Annotated in this window: 12 protein-coding genes; 8 read left to right on the top strand and 4 right to left on the bottom strand. The window is 69.6% G+C overall.

Annotated features, from left to right (window positions below):
- The 5 genes from HHL10_RS26750 to HHL10_RS26730 form a co-directional block, all read left to right on the top strand.
- On the top strand, window positions 1-1965 hold a 1965-nt coding region (locus HHL10_RS26750), incomplete at its 5' end, for a DUF4082 domain-containing protein (protein ID WP_169163468.1).
- Between the two features lie 251 nt (window positions 1966-2216).
- Entirely contained in the window at window positions 2217-3941 is a 1725-nt protein-coding gene (locus HHL10_RS26745) for an AMP-binding protein (RefSeq protein WP_169163467.1), read from the top strand.
- A 14-nt stretch (window positions 3942-3955) separates the two neighbouring features.
- The gene (locus HHL10_RS26740) at window positions 3956-4621 is read left to right on the top strand and encodes a glutathione S-transferase family protein (protein WP_169163466.1); all 666 of its coding nucleotides are present in this window, start codon (window positions 3956-3958) and stop codon (window positions 4619-4621) included.
- Between the two features lie 52 nt (window positions 4622-4673).
- Window positions 4674-5423, top strand: coding sequence for an electron transfer flavoprotein subunit beta/FixA family protein (locus HHL10_RS26735; RefSeq protein ID WP_169163465.1), 750 nt, complete (start codon window positions 4674-4676; stop codon window positions 5421-5423).
- A gap of 1 nt (window position 5424) precedes the next feature.
- Window positions 5425-6360, top strand: coding sequence for an electron transfer flavoprotein subunit alpha/FixB family protein (locus tag HHL10_RS26730; protein WP_169163464.1), 936 nt, complete (start codon window positions 5425-5427; stop codon window positions 6358-6360).
- Between the two features lie 71 nt (window positions 6361-6431).
- Here the strand turns inward: HHL10_RS26730 and HHL10_RS26725 are convergent, their stop codons facing one another.
- Both HHL10_RS26725 and HHL10_RS26720 read right to left on the bottom strand, forming a co-directional pair.
- Window positions 6432-7478: a 2Fe-2S iron-sulfur cluster-binding protein gene (locus HHL10_RS26725; RefSeq protein ID WP_169163463.1), complete on the bottom strand. Its 1047-nt coding sequence runs from the start codon at window positions 7476-7478 to the stop codon at window positions 6432-6434.
- Window positions 7479-7480: 2 nt separating this feature from the next.
- Window positions 7481-8503 carry a hypothetical protein gene (locus tag HHL10_RS26720; RefSeq protein ID WP_169163462.1) on the bottom strand — a complete coding sequence of 341 codons (1023 nt, stop codon included), beginning with the start codon at window positions 8501-8503 and terminating at the stop codon, window positions 7481-7483.
- Window positions 8504-8824: 321 nt separating this feature from the next.
- On the opposite strand from HHL10_RS26720, the gene HHL10_RS31270 reads away from it, so the two are divergent.
- A complete protein-coding gene (locus HHL10_RS31270; protein ID WP_205833235.1) occupies window positions 8825-9316 on the top strand; it encodes a hypothetical protein in 492 nt (163 codons plus the stop codon).
- Window positions 9317-9436: 120 nt separating this feature from the next.
- Here the strand turns inward: HHL10_RS31270 and senA are convergent, their stop codons facing one another.
- Together senA and HHL10_RS26705 are read right to left on the bottom strand one after the other, a co-directional pair.
- Window positions 9437-10648, bottom strand: coding sequence for a selenoneine synthase SenA (gene senA / locus HHL10_RS26710; protein ID WP_169163461.1), 1212 nt, complete (start codon window positions 10646-10648; stop codon window positions 9437-9439).
- Window positions 10649-10691: 43 nt separating this feature from the next.
- Window positions 10692-11708: a DUF5996 family protein gene (locus HHL10_RS26705; RefSeq protein WP_169163460.1), complete on the bottom strand. Its 1017-nt coding sequence runs from the start codon at window positions 11706-11708 to the stop codon at window positions 10692-10694.
- Between the two features lie 404 nt (window positions 11709-12112).
- Between HHL10_RS26705 and HHL10_RS26700 the strand changes: the two genes are divergently transcribed.
- Complete coding sequence (locus HHL10_RS26700; protein ID WP_169163459.1) at window positions 12113-15490, top strand: PAS domain-containing hybrid sensor histidine kinase/response regulator; 3378 nt, start codon at window positions 12113-12115, stop codon at window positions 15488-15490.
- A 293-nt stretch (window positions 15491-15783) separates the two neighbouring features.
- Entirely contained in the window at window positions 15784-19236 is a 3453-nt protein-coding gene (locus tag HHL10_RS26695) for a PAS domain S-box protein (RefSeq protein WP_169163458.1), read from the top strand.
- Window positions 19237-19280 lie beyond the last annotated feature (44 nt).

The raw sequence follows: 19280 nt of genomic DNA, 5'->3' as shown, positions 1-19280 counted from the left end.
CCGGCCGCGGGCGCCACGGGCGTGGGCCTGTACGCGCCGGTCACGGCCACCTTCAGCGACGCGCTGGACCCGGCCAGCGTCAACGCCAGCACCTTCGAGCTGCGCAACGCGGCCAACGCCGTGGTGGCCGCGAGCCTCAGCTACGACGCGGCCACGCGCACGGCCACGCTCACGCCCAGCGCGGGGCTGGCGCCGTCCACCACCTACACCGCCACGCTGCGCGGCGGCGCCAGTGATCCGCGCATCAAGGACCTTGCCGGCAACCCGCTGGCGTCCAGCGTGAGCTGGTCCTTCACCACCGTCTCGGGCTCTGAGGTGCAGACCTGCCCGTGCAGCGGCTGGCCCAGTACCGCCTCGCCCACCAACCCCTCCGTCAACGACCCCGGCGCGCTGGAGCTGGGTGTGAAGTTCCGCGTGGACGTGGACGGCTTCATCACCGGCGTGCGCTTCTACAAGGGCGCGAACAACACCGGCACGCACATCGGCAACCTGTGGTCGCTGGATGGCACACGGCTGGCCACGGCGCAGTTCGGGCCGGAGACGGCCAGCGGCTGGCAGCAGGTCAACTTCGCCACGCCCGTGTCCGTGAAGGCCAACACGGTGTACGTGGCCTCGTACTTCGCCCCCAACGGCGGCTATGCCGGCGACAACAACTTCTTTGCCAGCACCGGCGTGAACCGGGCTCCGGTGCACCTGCTGCAAAGCGGTGAGAGCGGCGGCAACGGCGTCTACGCCTACGGCAGCAGCTCGACCTTCCCGACGGAGAGCTACCTCGCCACCAACTACTGGGTGGATGTGCTGTTCTCGCCGGCCACCCCCGCGGACACCACGGCGCCGACGGTGAGCTCCACCGTCCCGGCCAATGCCGCCACGGGCGTGAGCACCACCGCGGCCGTGACAGCCACCTTCAGCGAGGCGCTGGACGCGGCCACCGTCACGGGCAGCACCTTCGAGCTGCGCAGCACCACGGGCGGCGCGCTGGTGAACGCGGCGGTGGCCTACAACGCCGCCACGCGCACGGCCACGCTCACGCCCGCGGCGGCGCTGGCGGCCTCCACCAGCTACACCGCCACGCTCAAGGGCGGCAGCTCGGTCCCGGTCATCAAGGACCAAGCGGGCAACGCGCTGGCGGGCAACGTGCAGTGGAGCTTCACGACCGCGGCGCCCGCGGACACGACGGCGCCCACGTCGAGCATCACCTCGCCGGCGGCGGGCGCGAGCGTCCCGGCCGCGGCCGAGCTGAGCATCACCGGCACCGCGTCCGACGTGGGTGGCACGGTCAGCAAGGTGGAGGTCTCCACCGACGGCGGCGGCAGCTGGCAGACGGCCACCGGCACCACCAGCTGGCGCTTCGCCTGGATGCCGAGCACCGAGGGCAGCGCCACGATCCTGAGCCGTGCCGTGGATGACAGCGGCAACGTCCAGTCGCCGCCGGCCAGCAGGACGGTGACGGTGATCGCCGCCAACTGTCCCTGCTCGGCCTGGCCGGCGTCCGCGGCGCCCACCCGGGCCAGCGATCCGGACACCCGCGTCGTGAACGTGGGCGTGAAGTTCCGCTCCAGCGTGGCCGGCTACATCACCGGCATCCGCTTCTACAAGGGCACGGGCAACACCGGCACGCACATCGGCGCGCTGTGGAGCAGCACCGGCACGCTGCTGGCCTCCGCCACCTTCGTCAACGAGACGGCCACCGGCTGGCAGCAGGTGAACTTCGCCAAGCCGGTGCCCATCGCGGCCAACACGGTCTACGTGGCCTCGTACCGGGCACCGCGCGGGCACTACGCCAGCGACGAGCTCTACTTCGACCAGCGCGGCGTGGATGCGGGACCGCTGCACCTGCTCCGGCGCGGCGAGAGCGGCGGCAACGGCGTGTACATCTACGGCGGTACCGCGCCGAAGTTCCCGACCTCGACGTACCGGGCGACGAACTACTGGGTGGACGTCGTCTTCCAGCTCACGCCCTGACGACGGGCCGTGAGGGCGGGCGGGCCGGGGCTGACCCGGCCCGCCCGTCTTCGCTTCAAGCCCACCATGCCGGCCTCGCCGTGGCCCGCGGCGCGCTCATCCGGACGTCTTGCGTCCCGCAACCCGTTGTAGCGGAGCTTGCCCGGAACCTCACCCTGTCCCGTTTTGCAACCCACTCGGCACCAAAGGTACGCCGCCACGGCGTACGGTCTCGGGAGTGACGCATTGATTGACGTTCCGGAGAGCCAAGAATGACAAAGGAGACCCCCGTGACCCGTGGCGTGGCGCCGATCGACGGCCTCTCGCAGGTGCAGGGCCCGACCGACACGCCGTTGTCCACGGCCACCATCGCCGGCCTGCTGGCCGACACGGCCAGGCGCTGGCCGGAGCGGCCGGCCGTGGTGTTCCGCGAGCAGGGCGTGCGCTGGACCTGGGCCCAGTTCCAGGCGGAGGTGGATCGCCTCGCCGCCGGCCTGGCGGCGCTGGGCCTGCAGCGCGGCGACCGGCTGGGCATCTGGTCGCCCAACCGCGTCGAGTGGCTGACCACGCAGTTCGCCACCGCGCGCATCGGTGTCATCCTGGTCAACATCAACCCGGCCTACCGGCTGGCCGAGCTGGAGTACGCGCTCAACGCCTCGGGCTGCCGCGCCATCGTCACGGCCCAGCAGCTGCGCAGCTCCAACTACCTGGGCATGCTGCAGACGCTGGCGCCGGAGCTGGCCGGCTGCGAGCCCGGCCGCTTGCAGGCGCAGCGGCTGCCCGAGCTGTGCTTCGTGATCCGCATGGGCGAGGAGCGCACGCCGGGCATGCTCAACTACGGCGAGGTGCTGGCACGTGGCGAGGGCGTCACGCCCCAGCTGCTGGAGGCGCACGGCGCCGAGCTGGATTGCCATGACGCCATCAACATCCAGTTCACCAGCGGCACCACCGGCAACCCCAAGGGCGCCACGCTCTCGCACCACAACGTCGTCAACAACGCGCGCTACGTGGCCCAGGCCATGCGCTTCAGCGAGCAGGACTCGCTGTGCATCCCGGTGCCGCTGTACCACTGCTTCGGCATGGTGCTGTCGGTGCTGGCCTGCGTATCCACGGGTGCGCAGATGGTGTTCCCGGGCGAGATCTTCGATGCGGGCGCCACGCTGGCCGCCGCCGCCGAGGAGCGCTGCACCGCGCTGCACGGCGTACCGACCATGTTCATCGCCGAGCTGGACCATCCCGACTTCGCCAGTTTCGACCTCAGCCGGCTGCGCACCGGGATCATGGCCGGCTCGCCGTGCCCGATCGAGACCATGAAGCGCGTCGTCTCCCAGATGAACATGCGCGAGGTCACCATCGCCTACGGCATGACCGAGACCAGCCCGGTGTCGTTCCAGAGCTCCACCGCCGACCCGCTGGAGCGGCGCGTCTCCACGGTGGGCCGCATCCAGCCGCACCTGGAGGCCAAGGTGGTGGACGGCACCGGCGCGCCGGTGCCCGTGGGCGAGAAGGGCGAGCTGTGGGTGCGCGGCTACTCGGTGATGAAAGGCTACTGGGGCGACGAGCAGAAGACCCGCCTGGCGGTGACGGACGGCTGGATGCATACCGGCGACCTCGCCACCCTCGACGCCGAGGGCTACTGCAACATCGTCGGCCGCGTGAAGGACATGCTCATCCGCGGTGGCGAGAACATCTACCCGCGCGAGATCGAGGAGTTCCTGTTCCGGCATCCGAAAGTGCAGTCGGTGCAGGTGTTCGGCGTGCCCGATGCCAAGTACGGCGAGGAGGTCTGCGCCTGGATCGTGCTCAAGCCGGGCGAGAGCGCCACCGAGGACGAGATCCGCGACTTCTGCCGAGAGCAGATCGCGCACTACAAGATCCCGCGCTACATCCGCTTCGTGTCCGAGATGCCGATGACCATCACCGGCAAGGTGCAGAAGTTCGTGATGCGCGAGCGCATGGTGGAGGAGCTCAAGCTCAGCGAAGCCCGGACCGCCTGAGGCTGCACGCACGCATGATCACCCTGCATCACTGCGTCAGCGCCCGTTCCTTCAGGCCCTTGTGGATGCTGGAGGAGCTGGGCCTGGCCTACGAGCTGCGGATGCAGCCGTTCCCGCCGCGCGTCAAGGCCCGGGAGTACCTGGAAGTCAACCCGCTGGGCACCGTGCCGGCGCTGTTCGACGGCGCGGTGCGGATGACGGAATCGGCCGCGATCTGCCAGTACCTGGCGGCCAGGCACTCGCCCGGCAACCTGGACGTCGGCGTCAACGAACCGGACTTCGGCGCCTACCTGAACTTCCTGCACTTCGGCGAGGCGACGCTGACCTTCCCGCAGACGCTGGTGCTGCGCTACAGCCACTTCGAGCCGCCGGAGCGGCGCCAGCCGCAGGTGGTGGAGGACTACGCGCGCTGGTTCCTGGCGCGGCTGCGCACGCTGGAGCCCCGGCTGGCGGCTCAGCCTTACCTGTGCGCGCAGCGCTTCACGGCCGCCGACGTCTCGGTGGGCTACGCGCTGCTGCTGGCGCAGCACCTGGGCCTGAGCGGGTCCTTCACGCCCGCGGTGCAGGCGTATTGGCAAGCGCTGCAGCGCCGGGACGCCTACGCCCGCGCCTTGCGGGCCCAGCACGCCGCGGCCGAGGCGCAGGGCGTGCCGACCCTGCCGGCGCCCGATACCCGCTGAGGCCGGCCGTGGGCCGCTGCCTCGGCAACCAAGGATTCCAAGGAGACAAGCAATGAAGCTGCTGGTGCCCGTGAAAAGGGTGGTGGACTACAACGTGAAGGTGCGGGTGAAGTCCGACGGCTCGGGCATGGACCTCGCCGGCGTGAAGATGAGCATGAATCCCTTCGACGAGATCGCCGTCGAAGAGGCGGTCCGGCTCAAGGAAAAGGGCGTCGCCACGGAGATCATCGCCGTGTCCTGCGGCGTCACGCAGTGCCAGGAGACGCTGCGCACGGCGCTGGCTATCGGCGCGGACCGCGCCATCCTGGTCGAGACCGATGCCGAGCTGCAGCCGCTGGCCGTGGCCAAGCTCCTCAAGGCCCTGGTGGACAAGGAACAGCCGGGCCTGGTGATCCTGGGCAAGCAGGCCATCGATGACGACTGCAACCAGACCGGCCAGATGCTCGCCGCGCTGGCGGACCTGCCGCAGGCCACCTTCGCCTCCAAGGTCGAAGTGGCGGACGGCAAGGCCCAGGTCACGCGTGAAGTGGACGGTGGTCTCGAAACGGTCTCCGTGACGCTGCCGGCGGTGGTGACCACCGACCTGCGCCTGAACGAGCCGCGCTACGTGACGCTGCCCAACATCATGAAGGCCAAGAAGAAGCTGCTGGAGACCGTCAAGCCGGCCGACCTGGGCGTGGACGTGAGCCCGCGCATCAAGACCGTCAAGGTCAGCGAGCCGCCCAAGCGCGGCGCCGGCGTGAAGGTGCCCGACGTGGCCACCCTCGTGGACAAGCTCAAGAACGAAGCCAAGGTGATCTGACATGGCCGCCCTCGTCATTGCCGAACACGACAACGCGACCCTCAAGGCCGCGACCCTCAACACCGTCACCGCCGCGCTGGCTTGCGGCGGCGAAGTGCATGTGCTGGTGGCCGGCGAGAACGCCGCCGCCGTGGCGCAGGCCGCCGCGCAGGTCCAGGGCGTGAGCAAGGTGCTGCACGCCGACTCGCCGGCGCTCGCCACGCAACTGGCCGAGAACGTCGCGGCGCAGGTGCTGGCCGTGGCACCGGCCTACAGCCACATCCTGTTCCCCAGCACCGCCAACGGCCGCAACGCCGCCCCGCGCGTGGCTGCGAAGCTGGACGTGGCGCAACTGAGCGACATCACCAAGGTGGACAGCCCGGACACCTTCGAGCGCCCGATCTACGCCGGCAACGCCATCGCCACGGTGCAGAGCGGCGACGCGGTGAAGGTCATCACCGTGCGCACCACCGGCTTCGACGCCGCGCCGGCCACGGGTGGCAGCGCCGCGGTGGAAACCCTGGCGCCGGTGGCCGACAGCGGCAAGAGCGCCTTCGTCGGCCGCGAGCTGACCAAGTCGGATCGCCCCGAGCTGACGGCGGCCAAGATCATCGTCTCGGGTGGCCGGGCCCTGGGCTCGGCCGAGAAGTTCACGGAAGTGCTCACGCCGCTGGCCGACAAGCTCGGCGCCGCGCTGGGTGCCTCGCGTGCCGCGGTGGATGCCGGCTACGCCCCCAACGACTGGCAGGTGGGCCAGACCGGCAAGATCGTGGCCCCGACGCTCTACATCGCCTGCGGCATCTCGGGTGCGATCCAGCACCTGGCCGGGATGAAGGACTCCAAGGTGATCGTGGCGATCAACAAGGACCCGGAGGCGCCGATCTTCTCGGTGGCCGACTACGGCCTGGAGGCGGATGTCTTCGAGGCCGTGCCGGCGCTGACGGCGGCGCTGGGCTGAACGCGCGGGCGCGGCGCACGGGCCTACCGTCCCTGCGCCGCGCTTTCTCCCTCCGGTGAGGCGTGACGGGTTCAGGCCATCAGCCGCGCCGGTGGCGGCGTCATGGCCAGCGCCTGGCCGAAGTAGCCCTCGGTGTGGATCAGCGGCCCCTGCGCACCCAGCCGCTTGGCTGCCTCCACGCAGTCGGCGACGAAGCCCGGCGCGCCGGCCACGAACACCGAGAAGCCCGACAGGTCCTTGAACAGGTCCGGCAGCAGCTGCGGAATGCGCCCGTGCAGGCCCGGACCGCTGTCCTGCGTCAGCGTCGGCCTGAAGGTGAAACTGCGGTGCTTGGCCTGCCAATACTCCAGCAGCCCGGCGGCGTACAGGTCCTCGCGCGTGCGGGCCGAGAACAGCAGCGTCACCGGCCGCTTGAAGCCGCGGCGCAGGGCCGCTTCGGCCAGCGACAGGATCGGCGCCAGCCCCGAGCCCGCGGCCATGCACAGCACCGGCGTGTCCACCGACGGGTCGCCGATGAAGGTGCCGTAGGGGCCGGCCAGCTTGACGCGGCTGCCCGGCTGCAGTTGCTCGTGCACCCAGCGGCTGGTGGTGCCGGCGTCCACGCGCGTGACCTGCAGCGTGATCTCGCCGTCGGGCCGCGGCGCGTTGGCGATGGAGTAGGGCCGCGGCGGCGCCCCGGCGCGCGCGTCGCCCAGCATCACGTACTGGCCCGGCCAGTAGCGCATGGGCTGGCCCACCGGGCGCAGCCGCAGCTCCACGATGCGCGGCGTGCGCTGCAGGCGGTCGGCCACCACGTAGAGCTGGTGCTCGCGCGGCGGAAACAGCCGCGGCTGCGCGTCCGCCGTGCCCCACTCGATGACGAGCTCCTCGGACAGCGGCTTGGCCATGCACATCAGGCCGAAGCCCTGGGCGCGCTCCTCGGGGGAGAGCGCCATGTCCAGCACCATGCCCTGGTCGAAGCGGCCTTCCCGCACCTTGACCTTGCACTCGCCGCAGGCGCCGGCGCGGCAGTTGTTGGGCAGGGCGTAGCCCGATTTCTCCAGCGCGGCCAGCACGGTGTCGCCGGCCGCGCACTCCACTTCCTTGCCCGAGGGGAACAGGCGGATGCGCGCAGCCATGCTCAGAACACCGGGATGATGCTGGCCATGTCGATGTCGGTCACTTCCTGGCCGCTGATGCCGACTTCGGGAATGGCCGGGAAGGGGATGTCGTAGCGGTCGAGCACGCCCTTGAGGTTGAGCATCGCCTTCTTCCAGTTCTCCTTCTTGGCCTCGTAGTCGGGGATGTGGAAGCCGGCGGCGCGCGCCACTTCCTCGCCCGCGCGCTGGTTGGCGATGAAGTCGTTGGGCAGGTCCCAGAAGTCGGGCGGCGGCTCGAACAGCACGGCCGACAGGAACAGGTAGCCCGCGCGCACCTGCTTGGTGATCAGCGGCTTGTCGGCCAGGTCCATCTTCGGGTAGTCGCGCTCCATCAGCGCCATGCAGATGGCCATGTGGCGGCCCTCGTCGCGCCCGATGTTGCGGAAGGCCTCCTTGAACACCTCCTCGCGGCAGCCCTCGGCCATCTGGTGGAAGATGGTTGCGGCGGCAATCTCGCCCATCAGGAAGGAGCTGAACAGCACCGCCAGGCTGTACTTTGGCACGGCCGACTTGTAGCCGCTCCAGTAGCGCCCGCCGTTGTAGTAGAGCCACTTGGCGTTCTTCTGCAGCTTCTTGCCCAGCTCGGTCTTGGGCTCGTAGCTCAGCGGGTCCGGGTGCTCCAGCAGCCGGGTGATGGCCAGGCCGCACATCTGCTCGTGGTTCTGCTCGTCGCGCGTCACCGAGAAGAAGCAGCGCCGGACCGCGTCTTCCTCATGCGCCTCGTAGGTCTTGATGAAGGCCGAGGCGAACACCGGCGGCGCCGAGGCGTCGAACACCGACAGCAGCGTCCACCAGTAGGCGATGGCCTCGCGCTCCTCCCACGAGTAGGACTCCACGTCGAAGGTGTCCCAGCACAGGTGCTTGGGGTCCCAGTTCTCGCGCTGGGCGGCGTCCCACACCTCTTCGAGCTTGTCGGTCTGGCGCCGCCACGACAGCGGATAGACGTTGGGCTGCGGCGTCTCGGGCGGGAACTCCATCGTTTCCGCAAGGCGTTCGTTGTGCATCGGGTCTCCTGTGAGCTTGTTGAGTCGTGCGCCAGACGCTGTTGGGCGCAGCTCGAAGTTAAGAGCCCGCCCGCCGCGCAATGTTGATGCGCATCAAAAACCGACCGAACGGTCGGTAGGGAATACGCCGATGGCTGGCGCCGGGGTGGTGCCGCACAGGCCGCGGAATGGCACCGACGCCGGCGGCTCGGCGGGTCCAGCAGCGTCAGTGCGGCTTGACGGCTCGCGGCCGGGCCCGGCTTGGCTTGGCTTGGCTTGGCTTGGCTCAGGTCCGCCAGCGCAGCAGCATCGGGCTGCCCCATACCGTCACTGGCCCCGACGTTGAACACCGATACCGCCTGCGCCAGCCGCTGCGCCTGCTGGCGCAAGGACTGGGCCGCGGCGGCGGATTCCTCCACCAGCGCCGCGTTCTGCTGCGTCATGGTGTCGAGGTGGCTCCCCGCGGTGTTGATCCATGATTTCGTCGGCGCAGACCTGGTACTTGAGGACCGGGATAGCCAGGTGCGCTACAGCGACGAGATGCGGCTGTGGGCATGGCCGGAGAAGGCGGGGCGCAGCGACAACCTGCTGTGCGTGGCGCTGGTGCTGGAAGACGCCGTGGTGGTCAAGACCGTGATGCACCACTGGGAGGTGACGCCCAACAGCCATGAAAACGACGACACGCTTGCGATCCGCCTCTCGGACAAGCCCATTCGGAAAACAGGTGACACCACCCCCGGCTGTCCCCGTTTTCGACACGAAGGCGCACGGAAGCCGTTCCAGTCCGGGTCGCAGGCTCTTGCGGGCGAGCGTCCATGGCCGATGACGTGCTGATCAACAAGGCGGCCACCATCGAGCGCTGCGTGGCCCGTGCGCGCGAGGAGTACGCCGCCAATCCGGCCGGGTTCGCCACCGACCCAAGTTGCCACGGTACTGTGACAGATCGACCTGTGGTCAGTGACTGCAGGTTCGGAAGCCTGCGAAGACGTCCTGCCGTCCAGATTCGAAGAAATTCCGGTAGCGCGGGTGGTGCAGACGACCTGCGGTGGCGAACGAGGCGCCGCGCAGCACCGCACGCTGGCCGAACCAAGGCGCCGAATAGTCGCGGTACGGATGTGGCGCGAAACCGGGGTAGGGCTTGAAGGCGCTGGCCGTCCATTCCCAGACACTGCCCCATTCGAAATCACAAGGCCACTCCAAGGCCGCCGCTTCCCACTCCGCCTCGGTGGGCAGGCGCCGCCCCGCCCAGGCACACCAGGCCTGGGCCTCATGGCGGTTGAGGTGGCAGGCGGGCAGTCGAAGATCGAGGGGCTGCCAGCGCCCCCACCGCCACTGCTGCCAACTCCGGCCCTCACGCCGCAGGAAGCGCGGGCCGGCCGGCCGTGTGCTGCGCAGCCAGCGGCGTCCCGGCTCATCCCACCAGCGCTCTTCGCCATAGCCTCCTTCCTCGACGAAGGGCAGGTACTCGTCCCAGCACAGCACGCGGCTGTCGATGTCGCAGGCGGCCAGCGCCACCTCGTGTGCGCCCAGCTCGTTGTCGAACGAGAAGCCGCCCCCGGCCTGTCCCAGGCGCCATGGCCCTGCTTGCAGCAGCAGTGCATGGCGTGACGATGCCAGCGGCGCTGGTTGCCAACGGGGTTCGTCGATGGGCAGCCCCAACGACTGGGCCATGCACAGCGTGGCCTCGTGGTGCATGTCCTCGTGCAGCAGCGCCAGACGGAAGAAGTAAAGGCCCCGGTCGTCCGGCTCGGCCGCGTGCAGCCACTCCAGCGTCGCGGCCAGCTGCGCCTGCAGGTCGCTGCGTGTGGCGTCGGCATCCGGCAGTCGCATGGTCCACCGCGCGTCGTGGGCAACCCGGCTGGAGTCGTACAACGCGTCGGCATTGCTGTGCAGCGGGCGCTGGCGGCGCACTTGCGGGTCGGCCGCCGCACCGAGGTGGCGTTGCGGGTTGCGGCCAACCCAGTATTCCTGGAACCAGCCTACGTGGCCGAGCTCCCACAGCGGCGGGTTCAGATCAGCGGGTGCCCGCACCGTGGGCAACGCCTGCCCCAGCCAGTGCTCCCAGCACTGGAAGGTGGCCAGCGTGTCGCGGCGACTGGCCTGCAGCGCCTGCGCCAGCGTGTCGGGCCCGGCATGGCGGATGTCCTGGCCGGGGTGTCGAAGCATGGCGTTGCGCTGCGGCCCGCCTGCAGCGCAGCAAGGTTGCGGCTCAACGGGAAGCGGCTGCTGCATTCGCCGGTCCGGTTTGCGGTGTAGCGGGGGGCGCCATGGGCCGCGGCTGGCCGGGCATGCCCAGCGCGCACTCCAGGCTGCGGTCCCAGCCTGCCAGCACCGCAGCCGCGGCGTAAGTGCTTTGCAGAAATCCCAGCAGCGCGGCATCGGGGTCGGCCGCCAGGCTCACGGCCTCGTAGGGCAGCAGGAACTCGCCCATGGGCGCATGCCAGAAGGCTTGCGCGGGCTCGACCGCCGCCTGGGCGAAGCCCGGCGGCGTCGGGTAGGCGTAGGCATAGAACGCCGGATGCGGCCAGGCATCACTGCCGGCCCAGAAGCCGGCGCTGCAGACCTCGTGCGAGTAGGCCTCGCGCGTGACAGCGTCCGGCAGCCCCGGGATGCCGCCGGGGTGTGGCGGCGCCAGTCGTCCGGAGAAGCGCGTGACGGCCAGGTCGAAACTGCCCCAGAAGAAGTGCACCGGGCTGGCCTTGCCCACGAAGCCCGTGCGAAAGAGCCGCAGCACCCGGTCCGCCTGCACCAGCGCGCGCCAGAAGCGGTGCACGGCCTGTGCGTCGTAGGACGCATGCACCTCATCATCGGGGAAGGGGATCGGCGCGGGCACCTCGTTGGGCTGGGTGGAAATCTCCACCCTCACGCCCAGCGTCGCGAGCTCGGCCATCAGCCGCCGGTAGAAAGCCGCCACCGACATCGGCACGAGCTCGAAACTGCGCGGCGGCGCCTCGGAACTGCGCAGCACCAGGCGGTGCTCGACGAGATCGAAGTCGATTTCCAGCAAGCCGCCGCCTGCGTGCATGGCCGACGTGCCCAGGCCGCGCGCGTTGACGTACAGCGGCACCTGCCAGCCGTGGTTGAGCCACGGCGAGAGCGCCAGGCGCACCTTGCCCACGACCTGCGTCCACAACTGCAGCGTCGCAGCCGTGTCGCGCCAGGCAAGGTAGTCCAGCGCTGGCCAAGCGCGGCCGGTAGGCGGGGTGGAGGCAGACTGCGCGGGCATGGGGCGTATCGTCGTTTGTGCCAGGGCGGTGTCAAGCCGAAGTCCTGCGTCCGGCGCAACGGCCGGCCCTGCTATTGCCAGTCCAGCCGCCCGCCGTCCACGCGCGCCGTCGCGGGCGGCTTGGCAGGCTCCAGCATCGCGGCCAGCGAGTGCCTGCAGTCGCTGACTGGCGTCGCTATCACCCTTGGAGTAATAGAGCTTATCCATCACTGATAAAGCCGCCGGAAGAGCGCTGACGGGCGTGCACGTTCTGGCTGCCGTCCTCGGGGTGGCGCATACGCTCGGCAGAGCCGCCGCTCCCGCTCCTGGGCAAGCGCTCCATGGGAAGGGCCCCGCGGATGCGTGAGCTCATGCGGGCAACAGCCTTGCTCGCTCGTCGGCACATCCCGGACATCGCTTGGCACGTGGACCTGAAGCACGCCGCTGACAACGCCGCCCACTGGCCCTTTGCCCGTGGCGAGATGGCGCAGCGTGTGCGCGAACACGACTGGGCCCATAGCCCGCTGGGTGCCGTGCAGCACTGGCCGGCTGTCCTGCGCACGACCGTTCAACTTGCGCTGACACACCCCCGCGCCAGCGTCGTGCTGTGGGGACCCCGCCTCGTCCAGATCTACAACGACGCCTACCGCGACCTGATCGGTGCGCGGCACCCGGCGGCGCTGGGCCAGCCCACGCACGAGTGCTGGCCGGAGTTCGAGCACATCAGTGGCCCCATCTACGAGCGGGTCTGGCACGGCGAGTCGCTGGTGTTCGAGGATGCGCTGTACCCGCTGACGCGCTCGGGTGTGCAGCAAGATGCCTGGTTTTCGCTGACCTACAACCCGGTGCACGACGACGCGGGCCGCGTGGCCGGCGTGTTCATCACCATTACCGAGACGACGCCGCGGCGCCGTGCCGAAGCCGCGTTGCGCGAGAGCGAGGCGCAGATGCGCGCCATCGCCAACCTGGTGCCCGATCTGCTCTGGAGCAACCGGCCCGACGGCCATGTCGACTGGTACAACAAGCGCTGGCACGAGTACACCGGGCTGGAACGGTCCGACAGCACGGGCCAGGGTTGGGCGGGCACCATCCACCCCGACGACCTGCCTGCGACACAGGCCCTCTGGGAGCAAGCGTTGGCCGAGCCCGGGTTGGTCATGCACGAGCACCGCATCCGCCGGCACGATGGTCAATACCGTTGGCACCTGCTGCGGGTTGAACCGGTTTTCGATGCACAAGGGCGGGTCGTGCGCTGGTTCGGCTCGGCCACCGACATCCATGAGCAGCGCACCGCGCGCGACGTGCTGGAGCAGCAGGTGCGCCAGCGCACGGCGCAACTGCGGGCCCTGCTCGACAGCGCCGGCAGTGCCATCGTCGCCACCGACCTCGATGGCCGCATCACGCTGTTCAACCCGGCCGCCGAAGCGATGTTTCGCCTGCCCGCGGCACAGGCGCTGGGGCGGCCGGTGACGGACCTGCACGATCCGCAGGAGCTGCGTGCCAAGGCGCACCTCCTTCCAACCGTCATGCGGGAACACGGTCAGCGACTGCCCGACGTGGTGGAGCAGGCGATCCGCGACAGTGCGGCGCCCCAGCTGGCGCAGCCCGAGCAATCTACCGAGTGGAGCTACGTGCGAGCCGACGGCACGCGCTTCCCCGGGCTGTTGAACATGAGCCTGCTGCGCCAGGCATTGGATGCGCCGATAGGCTTCATGGGCGTCATCACTGACCTCACCGAGCGCAGGGCGTTGGAGGAGTCGCTGCGCCAGCGCACGGCCGAGCTTGAGGCCTTGACCGAGCGCGAGAAAGCCATCGTCGCCAGCGCCCGCATCGCCGTCATCTCCACGGACCTGGAAGGCCGCATCACCTCCTTCAACCCGGCCGCCGAGGCCATGTTCCGCTGCCCGGCGCCGCAGGTGCTGGGCCGCCTGGTGACGGACTTCTGCGAGCCCGAGGAGCTGACCTACAAGGCGCAGTTCTTCCCGCCGGACGTGCAGGCCGAGGGCGCGCGCATGCCCGCGGCGCTGATTGCCGGCCTGTTGCCCGAGCGCGCCCGCCCGGGCGAAGGCCCGCGCAACGAGTGGACGTACCTGCGCGATGACGGCACGTCGTTCCCCGGGCTGCTGCACCTGAGCGTGCTGCGCGACGCGCAGGGGCAGGCACTGGGCTTCCTGGTCCTGCTCACCGACCTCACCGAGCGCAAGGCGCTCGAAGAGCAGCTGCGCGAGCGCACGCGCCAGGCCGAGGTGGCCAGCGCGGCCAAGAGCGCATTCCTGGCCAACACGAGCCACGAGATCCGCACGCCGATGAATGCCATCCTCGGGCTCACCCACCTGCTGCTGCGCGACACCCGCGAGCCGTTGCAGCAGCAGCGCCTGGGCCAGGTCCAGGACGCGGCCAGGCACCTGTTGCAGGTTCTCAACGACATCCTGGACCTCTCCAAGATCGAGGCCGGCAAGATGGTGCTGGAGGACAGCGAGTTTGCGATCGACGACGTGCTGGGCCGATCGCTGGCCATCGTCCGGGGCCTGGCGGCAGACAAGGGGCTCGGCCTGGCGCTGGATACCGACCATCTGCCCAAGCGGCTGCGCGGCGACCCCACGCGCCTGTCCCAGGTGCTGCTCAACCTGCTGTCCAACGCGGTGAAGTTCACCGCCAGCGGCTCGGTGTCGCTGCGCGGCGAGCTGCTGCGCGAGGAGGGGCAGCGGCTGCTGGTGCGCTTCGAGGTACAGGACGCCGGGCCGGGCATTCCGCCGGAGCGCCAGCAGGCGGTGTTCGAGGCATTCGAGCAGGCTGACGGCTCGACCACTCGGCGCCATGGCGGCACCGGCCTGGGCCTGGCGCTGGTGCGCCACCTGGCCGCTCTCATGGGAGGTGAAGCCGGGCTGCACAGCGTGCCGGGCAAGGGCAGCACCTTCTGGTTCACTGCCTGGCTGGGCCGGGCGCGGCAAGTCGGTGAACAGTCCGTGCCGGTAACGCTCAAGGGCCGGCGCGCACTGCTCATCAGCGACGCGGCCGAGGCCCTGGGCGAGCTCAGCGAACTGCTCTCCATGCTGGGGCTGGAGCCCGACGCACGGTTGGGCAGCCATCAGGCGCTCACGCGGCTGCAAGCCGGAATGACCACCGCCCAGCCCTACGACGTGGCGCTGATCGATTCGCGCACGCCGGCGGGCGGGGCTGAAATCCTGGGCGAGTTGCGTCGGCTGTGTGGCGCTGCCATGCCGCCGGCGGTACTGGTGACGCCTGTCGCCGACGCAAACCTGCTGCAGCTTGCGCGGCAAGAGGAGGGCAACGCCGTGCTGGTGAAGCCCATCACGGATTCGGTGCTGCGCGACACGCTGGTGCAAGTGCTGCATCGCCGCCGCGGCTTCGAGATCGAGCCGCCCTCCAAGGAAGAGGCCGAGGCCTTGCTGCGCGCGCGCCACAAGGGCCAGCGGGTGCTGCTGGTCGAGGACCACTTCGTCAACCAGGCGGTGGCGGCTGCCGTGCTGCGAGCCGTGTCGCTGGAGGTCGAGACTGCCGACAATGGCCGCACGGCGCTGGAGATGGTGTCGGCCAAGCCCTATGACCTCGTGCTGATGGACATCCAGATGCCCGTGATGGACGGCCTGGAGGCCACGAGGCAGATCCGCCAGCGCGTCGGCACGGGACTACCGATCATCGCCATGACGGCCAATGCTTTTGGGGAGGACCGGCAGGCTTGCCTGGACGCCGGCATGGACGACCATGTCGCCAAGCCCGTGGAGCCCGGGCGGTTGTATGCGACGTTGTTGCGATGGTTGCCGCCGCCCAAGGTTTCTTGAGTTGTCGCCACGCCGGCCAATCTTGTCTGGTTGCCGTCCTGCTTGGGCCTCAAAGGCATGACTTGTTGCCGCGCCCTCGGAGCGCGGCCGAACCGGTAACAGACCGGGCCCGTCGGTGTCGTCGTCACGGCTACGCTACCCGCGTGGACATCACTGGATATGACAACGAAGCCACGGCGTGGCCATTTCACAAGGGCCAGATGGCACAGCGCATCCGCGCTCACGATTGGGCGGCGACGCCGCTGGGGCCGATTGAGCGCTGGCCGCCAAGCCTGCGCGCTCTGGTCGACTTGATGCTGCAAAGCCCGCGCATGATGGCGCTGTCCTGGGGCGAGCAGGCGCTGCTGCTCTACAACGACGCCTACAGCCGCCTGATCGGGCCGCGCAGCGCCATCGCGCTGGGGCGCTCGGCCCATGAGACCTTCGCCGATGTCAGCGCCGTCTTCGAACCCCATCTCAGGCAGGTACTGGCCGGGCAGACGGTCCAGTTGCGTGACCAGTACTATCCGTTCATCCGCACCACCGAGCTGGAAGATGCCTGGTTCGACGAGGTCCACCACCCGGTGCACTCGGACGATGGAACGGTGGTCGGCGTGTTCAGCATCCTGGAGGAAACCACGCCGCGAGTGCTGGGCGAGCGTCAGCGCCTGCAGGCACAAGAGCAGTTGCGCCAGAGCGCGGCACGCGAGGCCTATCTGCTGCGGCTCAGCGACACGTTGCGCGCGTTGAGCGATCCGGGTGCCGTCATGGCCGAGGCCTCGCGCATGCTGGGCCAGCACCTGGAAGCCAGCCACGTGATGTACGGGGAAGTGTCGGCCGACGGGGCGGAACTGCGCATCGAGCGCAGCCATGTGGCCGCAGGCTCGCCTGAGCTGACCGGGCGCTACCGCATCGCTGGGTTCGGACGCTCGTTGCGGGACGCGTTGGTGGCCGGACGCACGGTCATGGTGTCCGACGTTGCCGCGGCGCCCGAGCTGTCCGATGGCGAGCGGGCTGCCTTGGCGGCGCTGGGCATCGCGGCGCTGGTGAGCGTGCCGCTCGTCCAGGACGGGCGTTTCGTCGCGAACCTCAATGTCTGCCAGTCAGCCCCGCGCTTCTGGACACCGGGCGAGGTGTCGCTGGTCAACGCCACCGCGGAGCGAACCTGGGCCGCGATCAAGCAGGCACGCGCGGAGAGCGCACTGCGCGAGAGCGAGGCCAAAGCCAGGCGCGCCGCCGATCTGCTGGAACAGCTCATCGAAAGCGCGGCTGATCCCATCTGGACCAGCGACAGCGAAGGACGCATGGTCGTGCTGAACTCCGCCACCGCCGCTGTGCTGGGCCGCCCACGCGGGGAGCTGATGGGCATGCGCAACAGCGAGGTGCTGCCAGCGGAGGTTGCCGCCCAGGCGCAAAGTGAGGACCGGCGCGTCTTGCAGGAGGGCTGCACCATTCGGGTCGAGCAGACGGTGTTCGATGCCAGACATGGGGAGCCTCGCGTGTTCTTCACCATCAAGGTGCCGTTGCGCTCCCCTGACGGGCAGGTCACGGGCATCGTGGGTATCGCCCGCGACATCACCGAGCACAAGGCGGCCGAGGCACGGCTCGCCGAGCTCAACGCCACGCTCGAGCAGCAGGTGCGCCAGCAAACGGCCAGGCTGCGCGCAGTGCTCGACAGCGCCGGCAGCGCCATCGTCGCCACGGACCTTGCCGGACACATCACGCTTTTCAACCCGGCTGCCGAACAGATGTTCCGTCTCCCGGCCGTACAGGCGGCAGGCAGGCCGATGTTGGACTTCCACGATCCTGAGGAAGTGCAGGCCAAGGCGGACATGATCCCGAAGATCATGCGTGACCATGGCCACGGGCAGCCGGCCTTGCTGGAGCGGGCGATCCGCAACAGCTCGCTATCGGCCTCGGCGCAGCCTGGAATGCAGACGGAGTGGACCTACGTGCGCGCCGACGGCACGCGCTTCCCCGGGCTGCTGAGCATGAGCGTGCTGCGCCAGGAAGCAGACACGCCCGTGGGCTTCATGGGCGTCATTACCGATCTCACCGAGCGCAAGGCGATGGAAGAGGCACTGCGCCAGCGCACGGCCGAGCTCGAAGCAATCACGGCACGTGAGAAAGCCCTTTTCGCCAGCGCCGCCAGCGGCTTCATCATCACGGACTTGGCCAACAACATCAGCGCCCTCAATCCAGCCGCTGAAAGGATGCTTGGCCTGTCGCAGGCGCAGGCACGGGGGCGTCCAGTGCTGAGCTTCCATGACCCTGAGGAGGTGCGCCGGCAGTTGCACCTGCTCCCGCTGGAAGTGCGCACGATGGCCACCGGGCTGTCCGGCGCCTTGTCGGCCGACCAGCAGCAGGCCCAGCCGCAAGACCCGGGGGCCGGCCAGCAAACGGAGTGGACCTACGTGCGCGCCGACGGCACACGTTTTCCCGCGCTGCTCAACATCAGCGTATTGCGTGATGCGCAGGGCGCACCGCTGGGTTTTCTGGGCATCGTGACGGACCTCACCGAGCGCAAGGCGCTGGAAGAGCAACTGCGCCAGCGTACTCGCCAAGCCGAGGCTGCCACCGCGGCCAAGAGTGCCTTCCTGGCCAACATGAGCCACGAGATCCGCACGCCGATGAACGCCATCCTGGGCCTGGCCCACCTGCTCGGGCAGGAAGACGTCACGCCGCAGCAGGCCGAGCGGCTGGGCAAGATCGAAGGCGCGGCGCAGCACTTGCTGTCCATCCTCAACGACATCCTGGACCTCTCCAAGATCGAGGCCGGCAAGCTGCAGTTGGAGGAACACGACTTCGAGCTGCGAGCGCTGCTGCAGCAGGTGGGCTCGCTCGTGGGCGACAGCGCCTCGTCCAAGGGGCTGACCGTGGCCGTCGATGCCGGCTCGGTGCCCGACATGCTGCGCGGCGACGAGACTCGGCTGCGCCAGGCACTGCTGAACTACGCCAGCAACGCCGTGAAGTTCACCGAACGGGGCCACATCGCGCTGCGCGCGCGAGGGCTGCAGGAGCAAGGGCCGCGGCTGCTGGTGCGCTTCGAGGTCGAGGACACCGGCATGGGCATCGCGCCGCAGCAGGTGGCACGGCTCTTCGAGGCCTTCGAGCAGGCCGATGTCTCCACCACCCGCGAGCACGGCGGCACGGGACTGGGACTGGCCATCACGCGCCGCTTGGCCGAGCTCATGGGCGGCAGCGCTGGTGCGCAGCCCAGGCCGGGTGGCGGCAGCGTCTTCTGGATCACGGCCTGGCTCGGGCGTGGGACCGCCATCGCTGCGGCCCTTGCCACGCCGCCCCAGGGCGCCGGCGTCGAGCTGCGCCGGCGCCACGCCGGCGCGCGGGTGCTGGTGGCCGAGGACAACGCCGTCAACCGCGAGGTGGCATTGGCGCTGCTGCGTGGCGTGGGGCTGGAGGTGGACTTTGCCGAGGATGGCCGCATCGCGGTCGAGAAAGCGCAGCAGGCGGCCTACGACCTGGTGCTGATGGACATGCAGATGCCCGTGATGGACGGGCTGCAGGCCACGCGGGCGCTGCGCGCGCTCCCGGGGCTGCGGTCGCTGCCCATCCTGGCCATGACGGCCAATGCCTTCGACGAGGACCGCGCGGCGTGCCTGGCTGCGGGCATGAACGACTTCGTGGGCAAACCGGTGGAGCCCAAGGCGCTGTACGCGGCGCTTCTGAAGTGGCTGGACCGCAAGGCCGGCGCACCTGCCACCGCAGCTGCACCGCCTGGATCGGTCCCAGGTGCCGGTTCGGCCTGACTACAGGGGAGGGCGCTGCATGATGACCAATGGTCCACGCACCC

Source organism: Azohydromonas caseinilytica (assembly GCF_012927045.1).
GTDB lineage: Bacteria > Pseudomonadota > Gammaproteobacteria > Burkholderiales > Burkholderiaceae_C > Azohydromonas > Azohydromonas caseinilytica.
Note: the sequence above shows the minus strand (reverse complement) of the source record. Positions and strands in the feature narration are given on the sequence as shown.

Bases quoted from the DNA above. Each gene is read 5' to 3' on its own strand.
- HHL10_RS26745 (WP_169163467.1), top strand. From the start codon at position 2,217: ATGACAAAGGAGACCCCCGTGACCCGTGGCGTGGCGCCGATCGACGGC.
- HHL10_RS26740 (WP_169163466.1), top strand. From the start codon at position 3,956: ATGATCACCCTGCATCACTGCGTCAGCGCCCGTTCCTTCAGGCCCTTG.
- HHL10_RS26735 (WP_169163465.1), top strand. From the start codon at position 4,674: ATGAAGCTGCTGGTGCCCGTGAAAAGGGTGGTGGACTACAACGTGAAG.
- HHL10_RS26730 (WP_169163464.1), top strand. From the start codon at position 5,425: ATGGCCGCCCTCGTCATTGCCGAACACGACAACGCGACCCTCAAGGCC.
- HHL10_RS26725 (WP_169163463.1), bottom strand. From the start codon at position 7,478: ATGGCTGCGCGCATCCGCCTGTTCCCCTCGGGCAAGGAAGTGGAGTGC.
- HHL10_RS26720 (WP_169163462.1), bottom strand. From the start codon at position 8,503: ATGCACAACGAACGCCTTGCGGAAACGATGGAGTTCCCGCCCGAGACG.
- senA (WP_169163461.1), bottom strand. From the start codon at position 10,648: ATGCTTCGACACCCCGGCCAGGACATCCGCCATGCCGGGCCCGACACG.
- HHL10_RS26705 (WP_169163460.1), bottom strand. From the start codon at position 11,708: ATGCCCGCGCAGTCTGCCTCCACCCCGCCTACCGGCCGCGCTTGGCCA.
- HHL10_RS26695 (WP_169163458.1), top strand. From the start codon at position 15,784: ATGCTGCAAAGCCCGCGCATGATGGCGCTGTCCTGGGGCGAGCAGGCG.